General features: G+C 66.7%; 15 protein-coding genes and 1 riboswitch. Of the genes, 10 read left to right on the forward strand and 5 right to left on the reverse strand.

All coding sequences use genetic code 11. From position 1 onward, the window contains the following. Positions 1 to 7: 7 nt before the first annotated feature. Entirely contained in the window at positions 8 to 985 is a 978-nt protein-coding gene (locus tag ACEN9H_RS27950) for a HEAT repeat domain-containing protein (RefSeq protein WP_413672866.1), read from the forward strand. Further along, entirely contained in the window at positions 982 to 1,266 is a 285-nt protein-coding gene (locus tag ACEN9H_RS27955) for a DUF971 domain-containing protein (RefSeq protein WP_056126609.1), read from the forward strand. Before ACEN9H_RS27950 ends, ACEN9H_RS27955 begins: the two co-directional genes overlap by 4 nt. On the opposite strand, the gene ACEN9H_RS27960 is transcribed toward ACEN9H_RS27955, so the two are convergent. Then, positions 1,263 to 2,108 carry an MOSC domain-containing protein gene (locus tag ACEN9H_RS27960; RefSeq protein WP_413672867.1) on the reverse strand — a complete coding sequence of 282 codons (846 nt, stop codon included), beginning with the start codon at positions 2,106 to 2,108 and terminating at the stop codon, positions 1,263 to 1,265. The genes ACEN9H_RS27955 and ACEN9H_RS27960 overlap by 4 nt on opposite strands. A 135-nt stretch (positions 2,109 to 2,243) precedes the next feature. Further along, a riboswitch (TPP riboswitch) is annotated at positions 2,244 to 2,347 on the forward strand. A gap of 198 nt (positions 2,348 to 2,545) precedes the next feature. On the opposite strand from ACEN9H_RS27960, the gene thiC reads away from it, so the two are divergent. From thiC to ACEN9H_RS27995, 7 genes are all read left to right on the forward strand, one after another. After that, positions 2,546 to 4,459, forward strand: a complete 1,914-nt coding sequence (gene thiC, locus ACEN9H_RS27965) for a phosphomethylpyrimidine synthase ThiC (RefSeq protein ID WP_413672868.1) — start codon at positions 2,546 to 2,548, stop codon at positions 4,457 to 4,459. Positions 4,460 to 4,462: 3 nt separating this feature from the next. Then, on the forward strand, positions 4,463 to 4,666 hold the full coding sequence (thiS, locus tag ACEN9H_RS27970; protein WP_105378838.1) for a sulfur carrier protein ThiS: 204 nt from the start codon (positions 4,463 to 4,465) through the stop codon (positions 4,664 to 4,666). Positions 4,667 to 4,691: 25 nt separating this feature from the next. Next, on the forward strand, positions 4,692 to 5,486 hold the full coding sequence (locus ACEN9H_RS27975; protein ID WP_413672869.1) for a thiazole synthase: 795 nt from the start codon (positions 4,692 to 4,694) through the stop codon (positions 5,484 to 5,486). Beyond that, positions 5,486 to 6,250 carry a bifunctional hydroxymethylpyrimidine kinase/phosphomethylpyrimidine kinase gene (thiD, locus tag ACEN9H_RS27980; protein WP_413672870.1) on the forward strand — a complete coding sequence of 255 codons (765 nt, stop codon included), beginning with the start codon at positions 5,486 to 5,488 and terminating at the stop codon, positions 6,248 to 6,250. The genes ACEN9H_RS27975 and thiD overlap by 1 nt, the downstream gene beginning before the upstream one ends. A gap of 9 nt (positions 6,251 to 6,259) precedes the next feature. After that, positions 6,260 to 6,865 (forward strand): thiamine phosphate synthase, encoded by a 606-nt coding sequence (gene thiE / locus ACEN9H_RS27985; RefSeq protein WP_056126593.1) that lies wholly within the window; start codon positions 6,260 to 6,262, stop codon positions 6,863 to 6,865. Between the two features lie 103 nt (positions 6,866 to 6,968). After that, entirely contained in the window at positions 6,969 to 7,097 is a 129-nt protein-coding gene (locus tag ACEN9H_RS27990; RefSeq protein WP_413672871.1) for a hypothetical protein, read from the forward strand. A gap of 103 nt (positions 7,098 to 7,200) precedes the next feature. Then, entirely contained in the window at positions 7,201 to 7,329 is a 129-nt protein-coding gene (locus ACEN9H_RS27995) for a hypothetical protein (protein WP_413672872.1), read from the forward strand. Positions 7,330 to 7,434: 105 nt separating this feature from the next. Here ACEN9H_RS27995 and ACEN9H_RS28000 read toward each other — a convergent pair whose 3' ends face one another. Then, the gene (locus tag ACEN9H_RS28000) at positions 7,435 to 9,417 is read right to left on the reverse strand and encodes a PhoX family protein (RefSeq protein ID WP_413672873.1); all 1,983 of its coding nucleotides are present in this window, start codon (positions 9,415 to 9,417) and stop codon (positions 7,435 to 7,437) included. 155 nt (positions 9,418 to 9,572) lie between these two features. Between ACEN9H_RS28000 and ACEN9H_RS28005 the strand changes: the two genes are divergently transcribed. Then, positions 9,573 to 11,531, forward strand: coding sequence for a phosphatase PAP2 family protein (locus ACEN9H_RS28005; protein ID WP_413672874.1), 1,959 nt, complete (start codon positions 9,573 to 9,575; stop codon positions 11,529 to 11,531). A 3-nt stretch (positions 11,532 to 11,534) separates the two neighbouring features. On the opposite strand, the gene ACEN9H_RS28010 is transcribed toward ACEN9H_RS28005, so the two are convergent. The 3 genes from ACEN9H_RS28010 to ACEN9H_RS28020 form a co-directional block, all read right to left on the reverse strand. Further along, positions 11,535 to 12,185 (reverse strand): DVUA0089 family protein, encoded by a 651-nt coding sequence (locus ACEN9H_RS28010; RefSeq protein ID WP_413672875.1) that lies wholly within the window; start codon positions 12,183 to 12,185, stop codon positions 11,535 to 11,537. A 343-nt stretch (positions 12,186 to 12,528) separates the two neighbouring features. Then, positions 12,529 to 13,620, reverse strand: coding sequence for a redox-regulated ATPase YchF (gene ychF / locus ACEN9H_RS28015; RefSeq protein WP_056126586.1), 1,092 nt, complete (start codon positions 13,618 to 13,620; stop codon positions 12,529 to 12,531). An 87-nt stretch (positions 13,621 to 13,707) separates the two neighbouring features. Further along, on the reverse strand, positions 13,708 to 14,805 hold the full coding sequence (locus tag ACEN9H_RS28020; RefSeq protein WP_413672876.1) for a patatin-like phospholipase family protein: 1,098 nt from the start codon (positions 14,803 to 14,805) through the stop codon (positions 13,708 to 13,710). Between the last annotated feature and the right edge of the window lie 80 nt (positions 14,806 to 14,885).

Consider the following 14,885-nt stretch of genomic DNA (forward strand, 5'->3'; position numbering starts at 1 on the left):
ACACACCGTGACTTCCGATTTTTACGACGACCCCGAACTCGCCGAGCCGCATTTCTCTCTTCCTGAACGCCTGCAGGACAAAGACGCCACGGTGCGCCGCATCGCCTTGATGGACCTGGCCGACCTGGACGGCGACGCCCATGTGCCGCTGCTGCTGGCCGCACTCGCCGACGATGCCGCCGTCGTCCGCACGGAAGCCGCGCGGGCGCTGGAAGCCTTCGAATCGCCGGCGACCGTGCGCGGCCTCGCGCGTCTGCTGTCGGACGAGGATGCCGACGTGCGCGCCGCCGCGGCCCAGAGCCTCTCCGAACTGAAGCTGCAGGAATCGGCGCAGGAACTGCTGCCGTTCATGGCCGCGGACGACGCGTTCGTGCGTGCGGCCGCGCTGCGCGGCGTGCGCGAACTGCGCGTACCGGACAGTTTTGCGCCTGCGCTGGCGGCCCTGGACGATGCGGACCCGCTCGTGCGCCGCGAAGCGGTGACCGTACTGGGTTATCTGAAACGCCTCGACGCGGTCGACGCGCTGACGCGGCTGGCGACCCAGGATCCGGTGCCGGAAGTCCGCCGCGCCGCGGCCGGTGCGCTGGGTTTTGCGGAAGAGACGCCCGCCGTGCTTGCCGCCCTGCTGGCCGCGTTGTCGGACCAGGCCTGGCAGGTGCGCGAGGAAGCGGCGACGACGCTCGGCAAGCTGCGCCTGCGCGACGCGGCGCCGGCCCTCGTCGCCGCGCTGGACGACGCCTACTGGCAGGTGCGCCTGCGCGCCGCCCGCAGCCTGGGCCGCCTGCGCGATGTGGATGCGCTGCCCGGATTGACCGCCGCACTCACGCACACGATCAGCAATCTGCGCAAGGAAGCGGCGCTGGCGCTGGGCGAGATCGGCGCGCCGGCCGCCCTGCCCGCGCTGCGTGCGGCGGAAAACGACCCGGATCCGGAAGTGCGCAGGTCCGTGCGCCTCGCGCTGCAGCAGATCGGGACGCAAGCATGACGGCACTGCCGGAGACCATCGAGAACCACGCCGCGCAGGGCGTGCTGGCGTTGCACTGGCCGGACGGGCGCAGCGCGCGCGTGACGCACGCGCGGCTGCGCGCCGCGTGCCCGTGCTCGGCATGCCGCGCGCAGCGGCGGGCCGGGATCGACATCCCGGAACAGGCGGACGTGCGCCTGGCCGCCATCGAACCGGTGGGCGCCTATGCGTTGAACCTGACGTTCAGCGACGGGCACCGGCGGGGCATTTATCCGTTCGAGATGCTGGCGACGTTCGATTAAAACGCGATCTCGGTGGTCAGTTCCTGCCCGAGATGCAGCTCGTTGCCGGCGCCCGCCGTCACGATGCAGTTCATGCCCAGGCACACGGCGCCTTCCATGCGCGGATTGGCGCGGTAGGTCTGCAGGATGTCGAGCGGGTCCGGGCCCGGAATGCCCGTCGCCTGGTCGATGGACGGGATCGGGCAGCGCGCGCACGGCTTCACGGGACGGATCTCCACGTCGCCGATCGTGAGCGCCGCGAGAAAATCCTCTTCGCAGGCATCGATGCCGTCGACGACGAGGTTCGGACGGAAGCGGTCCATCTGCAGCGCCGCGCGGCCGGCCGCGACGAGGCGGGCGTTGAGGTCGTCCAGCGACGCCTGGCCGATCAGCAGCAGCGGGTAACCGTCCGCGAAACGCGTCTGCGCCTCCACGCCGTTCGTCCACTTGGTGCTCGTCGGGCGCACGACGTCGCGGTGGAAACGCACGAGCCGGCACGGGGTTGTCAACGCGTTCGAGAACCAGTCCGCCGCGGCGTCGCCGCAATCGGCGGCGTCCACCGTGTCGTCCCAGATCTTCACCGTGCGTGTCGGCGCGGACTCGTCCCATGCAAGCGGCAGCACCAGCGGGTCCATGCCGGGCGCATGAACGCGCAGCTTGCCGCCATCCGGCAGCGCCCGGACCAGCGCCATGCGCGGATGCTCGCGCTGCGTGAGGAACTGGCCGTCTTCCGTCACCAGCATCCATTCGCGGTCGTGCACGCCCAGCGCGAACAGGCCGGATTCGAGCACGGTGGCGGACCGGACGGCGATGCCGGCGCAGGATTTGATCGGGTACAGCAGCAGATGGGTGAGCAGGGCCATGGATCGGTTCGTTCTGGTGGGATCTGAGGATACAGGCCGATAGTATGCACCAATCCACGCCCGCGGTTCCTGTTTGCCAATCCCAAAAAACCCGCGTACACTCCGTCCCGTCGTTTCGTGGACTGCACGAAACGACGCCAATGCTAGGGGTCCTGCGCCGTCATCAACGGCGTGGGTGAGAAATACCCTCTGAACCTGATCTGGATAATGCCAGCGAAGGGAAGCTCGAAAAGTCTACGTGCACGTCGTTCGCACTACGCATCTTCGTACTCCTCCAGCTGGATCGCCGATCTTTCGGGGCACTCCCAAACCTGCTACGCGTTGCATTTTTGTCCTGCGATGCTCGCTGTACTCTCGTACAGCTGCGCTTCTCTGACAAAACTGCGGCCGCTCGCGACGGTTTTGAAGTGCCCCTTAGTGACCAACAAGGAGTGCACTTGAACGCCGATCCGAAATTCCTTTCCGCCAGCGCCACCGTCGACGCCGCCGCTGTCGCGCCGCTGCCCAATTCCCGCAAGGTCTACGTGACGGGCAGCCGCCCGGACATCCGCGTGCCGATGCGCGAGATCACCCAGTCCGACACGCCCGCATCGTTCGGCCATGAACCGAATCCGCCCGTGTGGGTCTACGACACGTCGGGTCCGTACACCGATCCGGAAGCGCAGATCGACATCCGCTCCGGCCTGGCCCCGCTGCGCGCCGACTGGATCCGCGAGCGCGGCGACACCGAAGAACTGGCCGGCCCGTCGTCGCACTACGGCGTCGAACGCCTGAACGACCCGAAGCTGGCCGAGCTGCGTTTCAACCTGCAGCGCAAGCCGCGCCGGGCACTCCCCGGCCGCAACGTCACCCAGATGCATTACGCGCGCCAGGGGATCATCACGCCCGAGATGGAATACGTCGCCATCCGCGAAAACCTGCGCCGCCAGGACTACCTCGCGGCGATGGAAGCCGCGGGTCCCACGGGCAAGCGCATGGCGCAGATGATCGGCCGCCAGCATCCGGGCCAGTCGTTCGGCGCCAGCATCCCGCGCGAGATCACGCCGGAATTCGTGCGCGACGAGATCGCGCGCGGCCGCGCCATCCTGCCGAACAACATCAACCACCCGGAATCGGAGCCGATGATCATCGGCCGCAACTTCCTCGTGAAGATCAACGCGAACATCGGCAACTCCGCCGTGACGTCGTCGATCGGCGAGGAAGTCGAGAAGATGACGTGGGCCACGCGCTGGGGCGGCGACACCGTGATGGACCTCTCCACCGGCAAGCATATCCACGAGACGCGCGAATGGATCATCCGCAACAGCCCCGTCCCCATCGGCACGGTGCCGCTGTACCAGGCGCTGGAAAAGGTGAACGGCAAGGCCGAGGATCTGACGTGGGACATCTACCGCGACACGCTGATCGAACAGGCGGAGCAAGGCGTCGACTACTTCACCATCCACGCGGGCGTGCGTCTCGCCTACGTGCCGATGACCGCGAACCGCCTGACGGGCATCGTCTCGCGCGGCGGCTCGATCATGGCCAAGTGGTGCCTCGCCCACCACAAGGAATCGTTCCTGTACACGCATTTCGAAGAGATCTGCGAGATCATGAAGGCGTACGACGTCGCGTTCAGCCTGGGCGACGGCCTGCGTCCCGGCTCAATCTACGACGCCAACGACGAAGCGCAGCTGTCCGAACTGAAGACGCTCGGCGAGCTGACGCAGGTCGCGTGGAAGCACGACGTGCAGGTGATGATCGAGGGCCCGGGCCACGTGCCGCTGCAGCTCATCAAGGAAAACATGGACCTGCAGCTGGAGCAGTGCCACGAGGCGCCGTTCTACACGCTCGGACCGCTCACGACCGACATCGCACCGGGCTACGACCACATCACGTCCGGCATCGGCGCCGCCAACATCGGCTGGTACGGCACCGCGATGCTGTGCTACGTGACACCGAAGGAGCACCTCGGCCTGCCCGACAAGGACGACGTCAAGGACGGCATCATCACGTACAAGATCGCGGCGCACGCGGCCGACCTGGCCAAGGGCCATCCGGGCGCGCAGATCCGCGACAACGCGCTGTCGAAAGCCCGCTTCGAATTCCGCTGGGAAGACCAGTTCAATCTCGGCCTCGATCCGGACAAGGCGCGTTCCTTCCACGACGAGACCCTGCCGAAGGATTCGGCCAAGGTGGCGCACTTCTGCTCGATGTGCGGCCCGCACTTCTGCTCGATGAAGATCACGCAGGAAGTGCGCGACTACGCGGCCGGCCAGGGCATCGCCGCGAACGCCGCGCTGGAACAGGGCATGCAGGTGAAGGCCGTCGAGTTCATGAAGCGCGGCGCCGAGCTGTATCACAAGGAATAAAGGATGGTCGAGATCGAACTGAACGGCGCCGCGCACACGCTGCCGGCGCAGGCCAGCCTGCACGACCTCGTGGAATCGCTGGGCCTCGCGGGCCAGAAGCTCGCGCTGGCCGTGAACCGCCAGGTCGTGCCGCGCGAGCGCTGGCGCGACACGCCCTTGCAGGCGCGCGACCGCGTGGACGTGGTGCGCGCGATCGGCGGCGGCTGATCCTGAACTTCAAAAGGAATACGACATGACGAATACGACGCATGCGGACCGGCCGCTCACCATCGCCGGCAAGGCCTACAACTCGCGCCTGCTGGTGGGCAGCGGCAAGTACCGCGACCTGGAACAGACGCGCGCGGCGACCGAAGCGTCGGGCGCCGACATCATCACGGTGGCGATCCGCCGCGTGAACATCGGCCAGCACGCGAACGAACCGAATTTGCTCGACGTGGTGCCGCCGTCGCGCTGGACGATCCTGCCCAACACGGCAGGCTGCTACAACGCCAAGGACGCCGTGTACACGCTGCAGCTGGCGCGCGAACTGCTGAACGGCCACAAGCTCGTCAAGCTGGAAGTGCTGGGCGATGAAAAGACCCTGTTCCCGAACATGCCGGAGACGCTGATCGCCGCGCGCGAACTGGTGCGCGACGGCTTCGACGTGATGGTCTATTGCAGCGACGATCCGATCCAGGCGCGCATGCTGGAAGACATCGGCTGCGCGGCGATCATGCCACTGGCGTCGCTGATCGGTTCCGGCATGGGCATCCTGAATCCGTGGAACCTGTCGCTGATCATCGAGCAAACGCAGGTGCCGGTGATCGTCGACGCGGGTGTCGGCACGGCGTCCGACGCGGCCATCGCGATGGAACTGGGCTGCGACGGCGTGCTGATGAACAGCGCCATCGCCGGCGCGAAAGACCCCGTGCGCATGGCGGGTGCGATGCGCCTCGCGGTGGAAGCGGGCCGCGAAGCGTATCTGGCGGGCCGCATGCCGCGCAAGTTCGCGGCATCGCCGTCGTCGCCGATGGCGGGCCGGATCTGATGGAGAGCGCCACGCGGCCCTGCGTCCTCGTGTGCGCCGGCCTCGATCCGTCGGGCGGCGCCGGCATCCAGGCCGACATCGAAGCGATATCGGCCCAGGGCGCGCACGCGCTGCCGCTCGTGACGGCGCTGACGGTTCAGGACAACAACGCCGTGCGCGAAGTGGTGCCCGTCGACGCGGGCCTGCTGCTGCGCCAGGCCGTGGTGCTGGCCGACACGATGTCCATCCACGCGGTGAAGATCGGCATTCCCGGTAGCCGGGAAAACGCGGAAGCCATCGCCGGCATCATCCGCATGCTGCGCGTGCGCCGGCCCGGCCTGCCCGTCGTCCTCGACCCGGTGCTGGCCAGCGGCCGCGGCGACAGCCTGGCGCGCGGCGACGCCCTCGCTGCGCTGGCGCCGCTGCTGGCCCTGGCGACCCTCGTCGTGCCGAACCTGCCGGAGGCGGCGGCGCTGGGCATCTCCACGACGGGCGCCGACCTGCCCTGCCCGCACGTGCTGGTCACGGGCGGCCACGCCGACGGTGTCGACGTCGTCAACCGCTGGTTCTCGGCCGCCGGCGCGCGCGAATGGCGCTGGCCGCGGCTGCGCGGCGAATTCCACGGCAGCGGCTGCACGCTCGCATCGAGCATCGCGGCGCGGCTGGCGCTGGGGGACACGATGGCGCAGGCGCTCGAACTGGGCCAGCGCTACTGCGACCGGACGCTCGCGCACTCGTACGCCATCGCGCCGGGCCAGCGCATCCCGCGCCGCATCCATCCATAGGAGAAAGAAATGCGAGGTTTGTACCTGGTGACCCCGAACTGGGACGACACCGACCGCCTGCTGGAGGTGACGGAACAGGCGCTGCGCGCCGGCGCCGCGCTGATCCAGTACCGCCACAAGGATGCGGGACCGGAGCTGCGTCGCGAACAGGCCTCTGCCCTGCTCGCGCTGTGCCGCCGCAACGGCCGGCCGCTGGTCATCAACGACCACGTCGCGTTGTGCACGGAGCTCGATGCGGACGGCATCCACGTGGGCGGCCTCGATGCGCCGGTGGCGGCGGTGCGCGGGCTCGTTGGCCCGGACAAGATCGTGGGTGCGTCGTGCTACGGCGACCTGGAACTGGCACGCCGCGCGCAGGGCGCGGGCGCGAGCTATGTCGCGTTCGGCGGGTTCTATCCGTCGCTCGTGAAGAAGTATGCGGTGACGACGCCGCCGGACATCGTCCTGCAGGCCAAGGCCAGCCTGTGCGTGCCGGTGGTCGTGATCGGCGGGATGACGGCGGCGAACGCGCGGCCGCTCGTGTCGCGCGGGGCCGATATGGTCGCGGCGATCAGCAGCGTGGTGCAGGCGCCGGATCCATATTCGGCGGCGCGGGAGTTCGTGGCGCTGTTTTGAACGGCCTGCGGCCACACGTCGCCCCCGCGAAGGCGGCGGCCCAAGGTTTGCGCCGTGTGAACGCCTCGACATTGGGCCCCTGTCTTCGCAGGGGCGACGGTTCATGCGTTCGCGGTCAAGCCTTCGCCAGCTTGAACTGCGCCAGGTCACCGATATGGTCGCGGCGATCGGCAGCGTGGTGCAGGCGCCGGATCCATATTCGGCGGCGCGGGAGTTCGTGGCGCTGTTTTGAACGGCCTGCGGCCACACGTCGCCCCCGCGAAGGCGGGGGCCAAAGTTTTGCGCCGCGTGACCGCATCGACATTGGGCCCCTGCCTTCGCAGGGGCGACGGTTCATGCGTTCGCGGTCAAGCCTTCGCCAGCTTGAACTGCGCCAGGTCACCGATATAGTCGCGGCGATCAGCAGCGTGGTGCAGGCGCCGGATCCGTATTCGGCGGCGAGGGAGTTCGTGGCGCTGTTCTGAGCGCGAACGTAAGACCGTCATTCCCGCGAAGGCGGGAATCCATACATAGGCAGCGTCACTGCAAACTCGGCATGGGTCCCCGCTTTCGCGGGGACGACGATGTTTTTAAGCCTTCGCCAGCTTGAACTGCGCCAGCTCACCGGTCAGGTAACCGACCGCCGCCCCGAACTTGTCCTTGTAATTGGCCTTGATGAGCGGCTCCAGCGTACCCTTCACGCCGGCGTGGATGCCACCCCAGTCGCCCGGATGCTGGAAGTTGCTCATGATGTAGGTCCAGCCATTGACGTCGTCGACGGCATGCAGGCCCGTCGACTCGCCGCCCGCCGGCACCGACAGCAGGCGCGCGAGCTGCTTCGTGTCGACGTTGTACGCCCACAGGAAGTTGTTCACGTGCTGGCTGCTGTCCTCGCCGATGAACAGCGTGCGCATCTTTTCCGAGAACTTCAGGTTGTCCGGGTTGCCCACCTTGTCCGGGTTGGCCGTGTTGCCGAGGGCGTCGGCGGCGATGTCTTCGCCGACCAGCAGCGCCTTCGTATCCGCCGGCATCCACTCGCTGTCGATGGCGCTGCCGGCCGTGTCCTTCTGGCCGCCCTTCAGGTTCAGCATCATGACGGCGCCCGCGTTCAGCGCCTTCGGGATCGAGATACCGTTGCCCGGCACGTTCAGCGCGTGTCCGGCGACCATCGAGCTCTGGCAGTTCTGCAGGGCCGAGTAGGCGATCTTGTCCTTGATGTTGACGGTGGTGCCTTCCATCTTCGTGAAGCCCATCGATGCGCCGACGAGGGCGGCGTAGCGGTGCGTCTCCAGGAACGCGGCCGCCTTTTCCATGCCGGCCTTCACCTTGAGCCACTCGACGCGGCCGTTGGCGGTGACCTTCGTGTACGTCGCATCGGCCGGGTCGGCGGTCTTGACGTCCATGATGTCGGCCGGTTTCAGCGACGCGGCCAGCGAGCGGATCTCGGCGCTCGTCGCGGAACCGAGCTTGATCCACGTGAGCGGCGCGGCGGCGGCGGCCGGGTCCAGCGAGAAGCCGGTGCCGACCTTGGCCACGTACAGCGTGCCCGCCGACAGGTCTTTCTCTTTATCGGCCACGAACACGAAGTAGCCGCTGTTGGTGGCGTCGTCGCCCATGATCACGGTGCGGTTGTCCGGCATGACCTGCACCAGCTCGTGCGAGATGCGGCCCAGGCAGTAGTGCTTCTTGATCGATGCGGTGCCGTCCGTGTTGACCGTCACTTCCGGCAGGTGGCCGTAGTTGTACGGGTTCGCGGTCGTCTCGTCGCCGTACAGGTTCTTGCTGAAGGCCTTGAATTGCGCGTCGGAGGCGGCGAGGTAGGCGTTCGGCTCGTACTCCTCGCTCGACAGATGCGTGCCCCACGGCGACAGGCTCGCGCCGCACGTGATCCACAGGCCGTTCACGCTGGAGGTGTCGACGTTGTGGTACTTCACGAGCGTCAGCTTGCCGGTGGTCTTGTCCTGGTCCAGGGTCAGCACCGCGATCGGCGACGGCAGCCTGCCGTACATGTCGGTCTTGCCATCCTGCGCCCACGTCGTGTACTCGAACTGCACGACGGCGAACACGGTATTGCCCTTCACGCCGGCCACGTTCGCGTTCGGCACCGTCAGCAGCGACGTGCCGTCCGGCGAGTCCGAGAAGAACTGGCGCTCCTTGCCGGCGACGGTGGTGTCGACGATAGCCTTGTTGTTGATGTCGTAGTAGCCGCCGGCGAGGATGGTGCCGCCGTTGCCGTTCGGGACCATGTCGCCCGTGATGAAGAACGGCTGATACGACAGCTTGAAATCGAGCTTGCTGCTGTCGCTGAAGTTGACCGTCATCGTCGACCCGACGGAGGTCGTCGCCATCGCGGCGGCGGCGGCCAGGGTCGGTGCCGTCATCGACCCGAACGACACGCTGGCGAGGGTCACGGCCGGCGTCGTCGGCGCGGTGGTCGTCGGGGTGTCGTTGTCACTGCCGCCGCCGCAGCCGGCCAGCAGAGCGGCCACGCCACCGGCGCCCAGCGGCAGCATCGGGGTGGCGCCCATCAGGCGAAGCAGGCGGCGGCGGGACACGTCGGGATTCGGGTTCATGCGTCAACTCTCCAAGGTTCACAAAAGGAATGCCCGGAGATTAGTTGACAAATATTTCACCCTAATTACAAGAATCGTCGGTCATCAAGCCGTCATCAGCCGCTCATACCATGCGATCGATTTTTCCGCCTTGACAACACATTGAAGGGTTTCGCATGCACCACCCCAATCCGCTGAGCCGTCTTCCTCTCGCCATCGCTGCCGGCACCCTGCTCGCGCTGACAGCCTGCGGCGGTTCCGATCGCATCGACAATGCCGACACCGTACTCGCCATTCCGGCCGCGCCCGCCGACCAGGGCGCACCCGACACGGCGCCGGTACCGTCGGCGCCGGCCTTCGTCGATACGGCCGCCACCAACCAGCGTGGCGACGCCCGCTATGCAACCCTGGCGACCAACGCCGGTGTACGCGTACTCGGCGGCATGCTCGACATCTGGAAACCCTTGACCGAGATCGTCGACGCCGGCGTCACCGCGCCCGCCGTGGATGGCTTCCCGGCGGTGGTCGGCTCGACCTGGACCGGCCTGCCCAACGACGGCACGAATGGCGGCACCGTTGTCAACGCGGCCGTTCACAACGCGAATATCGACTACGTGGTCAAAGCCACCGCCAACCGCACCGCCGGGCAGACGCTGCAGGCCTACCTGGACGATCGCCGCAACAAGGGCTACAGCGTGACCGAAGGCATGGGTCCGCTGACCACTGCCTGGCGCACGGCCACGCGCCAGACCACCACGATCACGGACATGCCATTGGATGCCACCACCGTCAAATACGATGATGGCGGCAACAACAACGGCGTCGGCGGCGACGCGAATGCCGACTTCGGCAAGGTCGTCGACCTGGTCAACTCGATGGGGAACAATGGCTCGACCGAACCCGCCAAGCGTTTCTACAAATATGCGCGTCCCTACCGCTGGAGCAGCGCGGTGAAGGTGGTGCCGCAACTGGAGCCGGCCAAGAGCACGACCCCGAGCACCGACGGCGGTTTCACCAGCGGCCACGCGGCCGAAGCGACCCGCAATGCCGTCGGCATGGCTTACGTGCTGCCGGAGCGCTACCAGGAGCTGGTCGGCCGCGGCCTGGAACTGGGCGAAAGCCGCATCCTCGCCGGCATGCATTCGCCGCTGGATGTCATCAGTGGCCGGGTCCAGGCGCAGGCCGTGGCTGCCGCCAACCTGATCGCCGCCGGTGCTACCGTCCGCTCCGCTGCCGTGACCCAGGCCCATGCGACCCTCATGAAGCTGACCGGGACCACGCCGGCGACCTTTGCGGCCTACGCCGTATCCGGCACCGCCGCCAACGACCGTTTCGCCGACTACGCCACCAGTCGCGCCGACTACATCCGGCGCATGACCTACAACCTGCCGCAGACCGGGGCCACGAACCTCCCGGCCGTGGTGCCGAAGGGCGCCGAAGTGCTGCTCGAGACACGGTTGCCTTACCTCACCGACGCGCAGCGCCGCGTCGTGCTGAAAACCACGGCGATTCCCTCCGGTTACCCGGTCCTGGACGATCCTGAAGGCTGGGGCCGCCTGAATCTGTTCGCCGCGGCGGAAGGCTATGCCGTCTTCACCGGTAACGTGATCGTGAACATGGATGCGAGCAATGGCGGCTTCAACGCCGCCGACCGTTGGCGCAACGACATTGCCGGCAGCGGGAAGCTGGTCAAGCAAGGCACCGGCGCGCTGCAGCTGGGCGGCCAGAACAGCTGGACCGGCGGCGCCCAGGTCGAAGGGGGAACGCTCGAGGCGCTGTCGGCCAAGGCGTTCGGCAACGGCGACGTCTATGTCGCCGGCGGCGCTACCATGGTCAGCAACGCGCCGGCCGCGCTGGTCGTGGGCGGCAACTACACGCAGCTCGCCGGTGCCACGCTTGAACTGCGCCTGGGTGCCAGCCAGCAGGGAAGAGTCGACGTCGGCGGCACGGCGACAATCGCCGGCGGCACGCTGCGGATCAAGTTCCTGGACGGCTACAAGCCGGCCGTTGGCGACACGCTGACGGTGATTGCCGCAACGAGCCTCAAAGGGAAATTCGAGACCATCGCCGTCGACGGTTTCACCGCGACCCCGGCCTACACTGCAACGAGTCTGCAGCTGCGTTTGAGCAAATAGCGCTCACATGGATGTCATGGCGGGCCGGCGCCGGCGTGCGGCCGCGACGCCGAGCAGGCCCGCGCCGAGCAGGCCCAGCGCGGCCGGCTCCGGCACCGCCGCGACAGGGTCGCCGTTCAGGTTCGCAACGTTGCCGATGGTGCCGTTGGTCGCCGTCATCGTGACGCGCCAGGCGGCCCAGTCCAGGTTGCCGGCACGCGGATTGAAATACGTGTTGGTGGAATAGCCGCGCAGTGCGTCGAAGCCGGTGCGGCCATGTTCGCCGATCGCCATCGTGTACGTGCCGGCCTGGCTGAAGGTGTGGCTGAAGGCCGTGTCGTAACGGTGGACGGAGCCATCGCCGAAGGTAAGGGACGAATCGTCCTCGTCGCGCAGCAGGGTCGTGCCCTTGAACAGCCACATGTTGACGTCGAAGCCGGTGATGACGCCGTCGCCGTTCAGGTCGACGTTGGTCGCCTCGTAAGCCAGCGAATCGAAGAACACCGTCGCCCCGGCCGTGACGGTGAACGTGAACTGCGAGATGCGGACATCGTCCACCTGGCCATCCTTGTCGCCGTCGATCTTGTGGACCGTGCCGTTGATGACGGTGGCGTGGGCGACCCCCGCCAGTACGAATCCAGCGGCGCACATCAGGGTCGCGAGCAGCTTTTGCATGAGTTTCTCCTTGTTGAAAAACCCATACTCAGCAATTGGTGTGCCAGACCGGCAATGCACGAAGAATCAATGACTTACGCGACAAATCCAAGGTTGCTGTCAGCGGGGACGGCACCCCACCGCTGGGGGTAGTTTCCACAAATCATGCATATGCCTGCAGCATAATTACCCGATCAGCGTTGATTTCCGGCGAAAAATCTGATTGTCGATACAGACACATGACCATCGGATCAGCAACAACCGTGTCAAGTATGTCGTCACCCCTTGCTTGGGGGCAAAGTGACGAGCAGAAAAAAGCCCCGGCACCTTGCGGTGTCCGGGGCTTAGTCGCCTGCGATGGTGGTCAGACGTTGAACAGGAAGTTCAACACATCCCCATCCTTGACGATGTATTCCTTGCCTTCCGCACGCATCTTGCCCGCTTCCTTGGCGCCCGCCTCACCCTTGTAGGTGATGTAGTCGTCGAAAGAAATGGTCTGGGCGCGGATGAAGCCGCGCTCGAAGTCCGTGTGGATCACGCCGGCCGCCTGCGGGGCGGTGGCGCCGATCGGGACCGTCCAGGCGCGCACTTCCTTCACGCCGGCCGTGAAATAGGTCTGCAGGCCCAACAGTTTAAAAGCGGCGCGGATCAGGCGGTCGAGGCCCGGCTCTTCCATGCCGAGGTCGGCCAGGAATTCCAGCTTGTCGGCGTCGTCCAGGTTGGCGATTTCCGATTCGATAGCGGCGGAGATGGCGACGATCGGCGCGTTCTGCTTGTTGGCGAAATCGGTCAGCAGGTCCAGCAGCGGATTGTCCTTGAAACCGCTTTCCGACACGTTGGCCACGAACATGGCCGGTTTCGCCGTGATCAGGCACAGCGGCTTGATCAGTTCCAGCTGGTCGGCGTCCAGGCCCAGCGTGCGCGCGGGCTGGCCTTCGTTCAGGTGCGGCAGCAGCTTTTCCAGGATCGCGACGAGCTTGATCGCGTCCTTGTCGCCGGCGCGCGCCTTCTTCTGCTCGCGGTGCAGGGCTTTCTCGGCGGTACCCATGTCGGCCAGCGCCAGCTCGGTCTGGATGACTTCGATATCGTCGATCGGGCTGACCTTGCCGGCCACGTGGATGACGTTCGGGTCTTCGAAGCAGCGCACGACGTTGACGATGGCGTCCGTCTCGCGGATGTGCGACAGGAACTGGTTGCCCAGGCCCTCGCCCTTCGACGCGCCGGCCACGAGGCCCGCGATGTCGACGAATTCGACGATGGCCTTGACGACGCGCTCCGGCTTGACGATGGCCGACAGCTGGTCGATGCGCGGATCCGGCACCTCGACGACGCCGACGTTCGGCTCGATGGTGCAGAACGGATAGTTTTCAGCCGGGATGCCGGCCTTGGTCAGGGCGTTGAACAGGGTAGACTTGCCGACGTTGGGCAGGCCGACGATGCCGCATTTGAGACTCATGGGAAGCTTTCAGGGGTCGAATTTACGAAACCCCGTATTGTACCTCCGCTTGCCTGCAAAGGCCGTAAACAAGCCAGTTGTCGTCGTTTAAAGCGGACGAATCCGTGCAATATCCGGCTTGTTCACGAATGCCGTGAAGGCATCCCGCAGCCGCTCGCCCTCGTCCATCGCCCGACTCCAGGCACGGATGCGGGCATCGTGATCCAGCCCATAAAACTTGAAATCGCTGCGGTCGATGATTTTTCCGCGCGGCATCTTGGCAAGAAATTCATGGCTCGGCGCTACGATCAGCACATTGTCCAGCCAGCCGCGGTTCGGTCCGCGGGCGGCGCGGCGCCACGGCATCGCCTTGTCCAGCCAGCCCGGCACGATGTGCTCGGAGAAATGGGGATACAGCACGATGTCGCCGGGCGCCTGCTCCGCGACCCGGGCGTACGGCAGCGCGAGGTTGTAGTCGATGATGCCGCCGTCCCAGTAGTGGCCGGGCGGCGCGCCGGCGATGTCGCGTACCGGCTTCATCAGCATCGGCAGGGTGCCCGAGGCCAGCAGGCCGGCGGCAAGGTTCTCGGGCGTCAGCGCGGCGAAATGCGTGGCGAAGTTGTCGAAGCGGTCGCGCAGCCAGGGCGTGTTCGCACGGCGGTCGCCAAGCACCACGCGGTCCATCAGGTGCGCCAGCTTGGCGCGCGAAAAGAGGTTGTGCAGCGCCGCCGCGGCGAATCCGCGCATCTCGGCGTGACGGTGGCCGGGCGCCGCGAGGGCGCGCTTGCCGCGCACCGTCAGCACGTGCAGGCGGTGGTGCGGGTGATTGACGATGTCGTTCTCGTGGCCGCGCACGAATTCGTTCAGCAGGCCCTGCACGACGGCGTCGATCTGTTCCTGCGACGGCTTCGTGCTCGTATAGCGCTGGCCACTGTAGAGCTCGCCCAGGCGCGCGAACGCTTTGACCGGATCGCGCTGGCAGGCCGCGGCCATGCGCCAGGCGCCGATGGACGAGCCGATCAGCACGCGCTCGCGCGGCGCGCGCGGGAACCACTCGCCGAACACCCACTGGTCGAGGGCGCGGAACACGAGCCCCTTTGGTCCGCCCGCCGCGGCCGGCACGACGGCGATGTCTGCCGCGCGCAAGCCGTGCGTGCGGATCCGGGCCAGAGCCAGCGGGCCCGCGTGGAAAGTCAGTGCGCTCATCGCGGAATTATCGCAGGAAGAGCACGATTGCGTAGGCTCAAGGGTCAACAGGTCGCCCTCCGTAACATGGTCCGGTCGCC

The sequence above is a fragment of the Massilia cellulosiltytica genome (assembly GCF_047325105.1).
GTDB lineage: Bacteria > Pseudomonadota > Gammaproteobacteria > Burkholderiales > Burkholderiaceae_D > Telluria > Telluria orientalis.

Bases quoted from the DNA above. Each gene is read 5' to 3' on its own strand.
- ACEN9H_RS27955 (WP_056126609.1), top strand. From the start codon at position 982: ATGACGGCACTGCCGGAGACCATCGAGAACCACGCCGCGCAGGGCGTG.
- ACEN9H_RS27960 (WP_413672867.1), bottom strand. From the start codon at position 2,108: ATGGCCCTGCTCACCCATCTGCTGCTGTACCCGATCAAATCCTGCGCC.
- thiS (WP_105378838.1), top strand. From the start codon at position 4,463: ATGGTCGAGATCGAACTGAACGGCGCCGCGCACACGCTGCCGGCGCAG.
- ACEN9H_RS27975 (WP_413672869.1), top strand. From the start codon at position 4,692: ATGACGAATACGACGCATGCGGACCGGCCGCTCACCATCGCCGGCAAG.
- thiD (WP_413672870.1), top strand. From the start codon at position 5,486: ATGGAGAGCGCCACGCGGCCCTGCGTCCTCGTGTGCGCCGGCCTCGAT.
- thiE (WP_056126593.1), top strand. From the start codon at position 6,260: ATGCGAGGTTTGTACCTGGTGACCCCGAACTGGGACGACACCGACCGC.
- ACEN9H_RS27990 (WP_413672871.1), top strand. From the start codon at position 6,969: ATGCGTTCGCGGTCAAGCCTTCGCCAGCTTGAACTGCGCCAGGTCACC.
- ACEN9H_RS27995 (WP_413672872.1), top strand. From the start codon at position 7,201: ATGCGTTCGCGGTCAAGCCTTCGCCAGCTTGAACTGCGCCAGGTCACC.
- ACEN9H_RS28000 (WP_413672873.1), bottom strand. From the start codon at position 9,417: ATGAACCCGAATCCCGACGTGTCCCGCCGCCGCCTGCTTCGCCTGATG.
- ACEN9H_RS28005 (WP_413672874.1), top strand. From the start codon at position 9,573: ATGCACCACCCCAATCCGCTGAGCCGTCTTCCTCTCGCCATCGCTGCC.
- ACEN9H_RS28010 (WP_413672875.1), bottom strand. From the start codon at position 12,185: ATGCAAAAGCTGCTCGCGACCCTGATGTGCGCCGCTGGATTCGTACTG.
- ychF (WP_056126586.1), bottom strand. From the start codon at position 13,620: ATGAGTCTCAAATGCGGCATCGTCGGCCTGCCCAACGTCGGCAAGTCT.
- ACEN9H_RS28020 (WP_413672876.1), bottom strand. From the start codon at position 14,805: ATGAGCGCACTGACTTTCCACGCGGGCCCGCTGGCTCTGGCCCGGATC.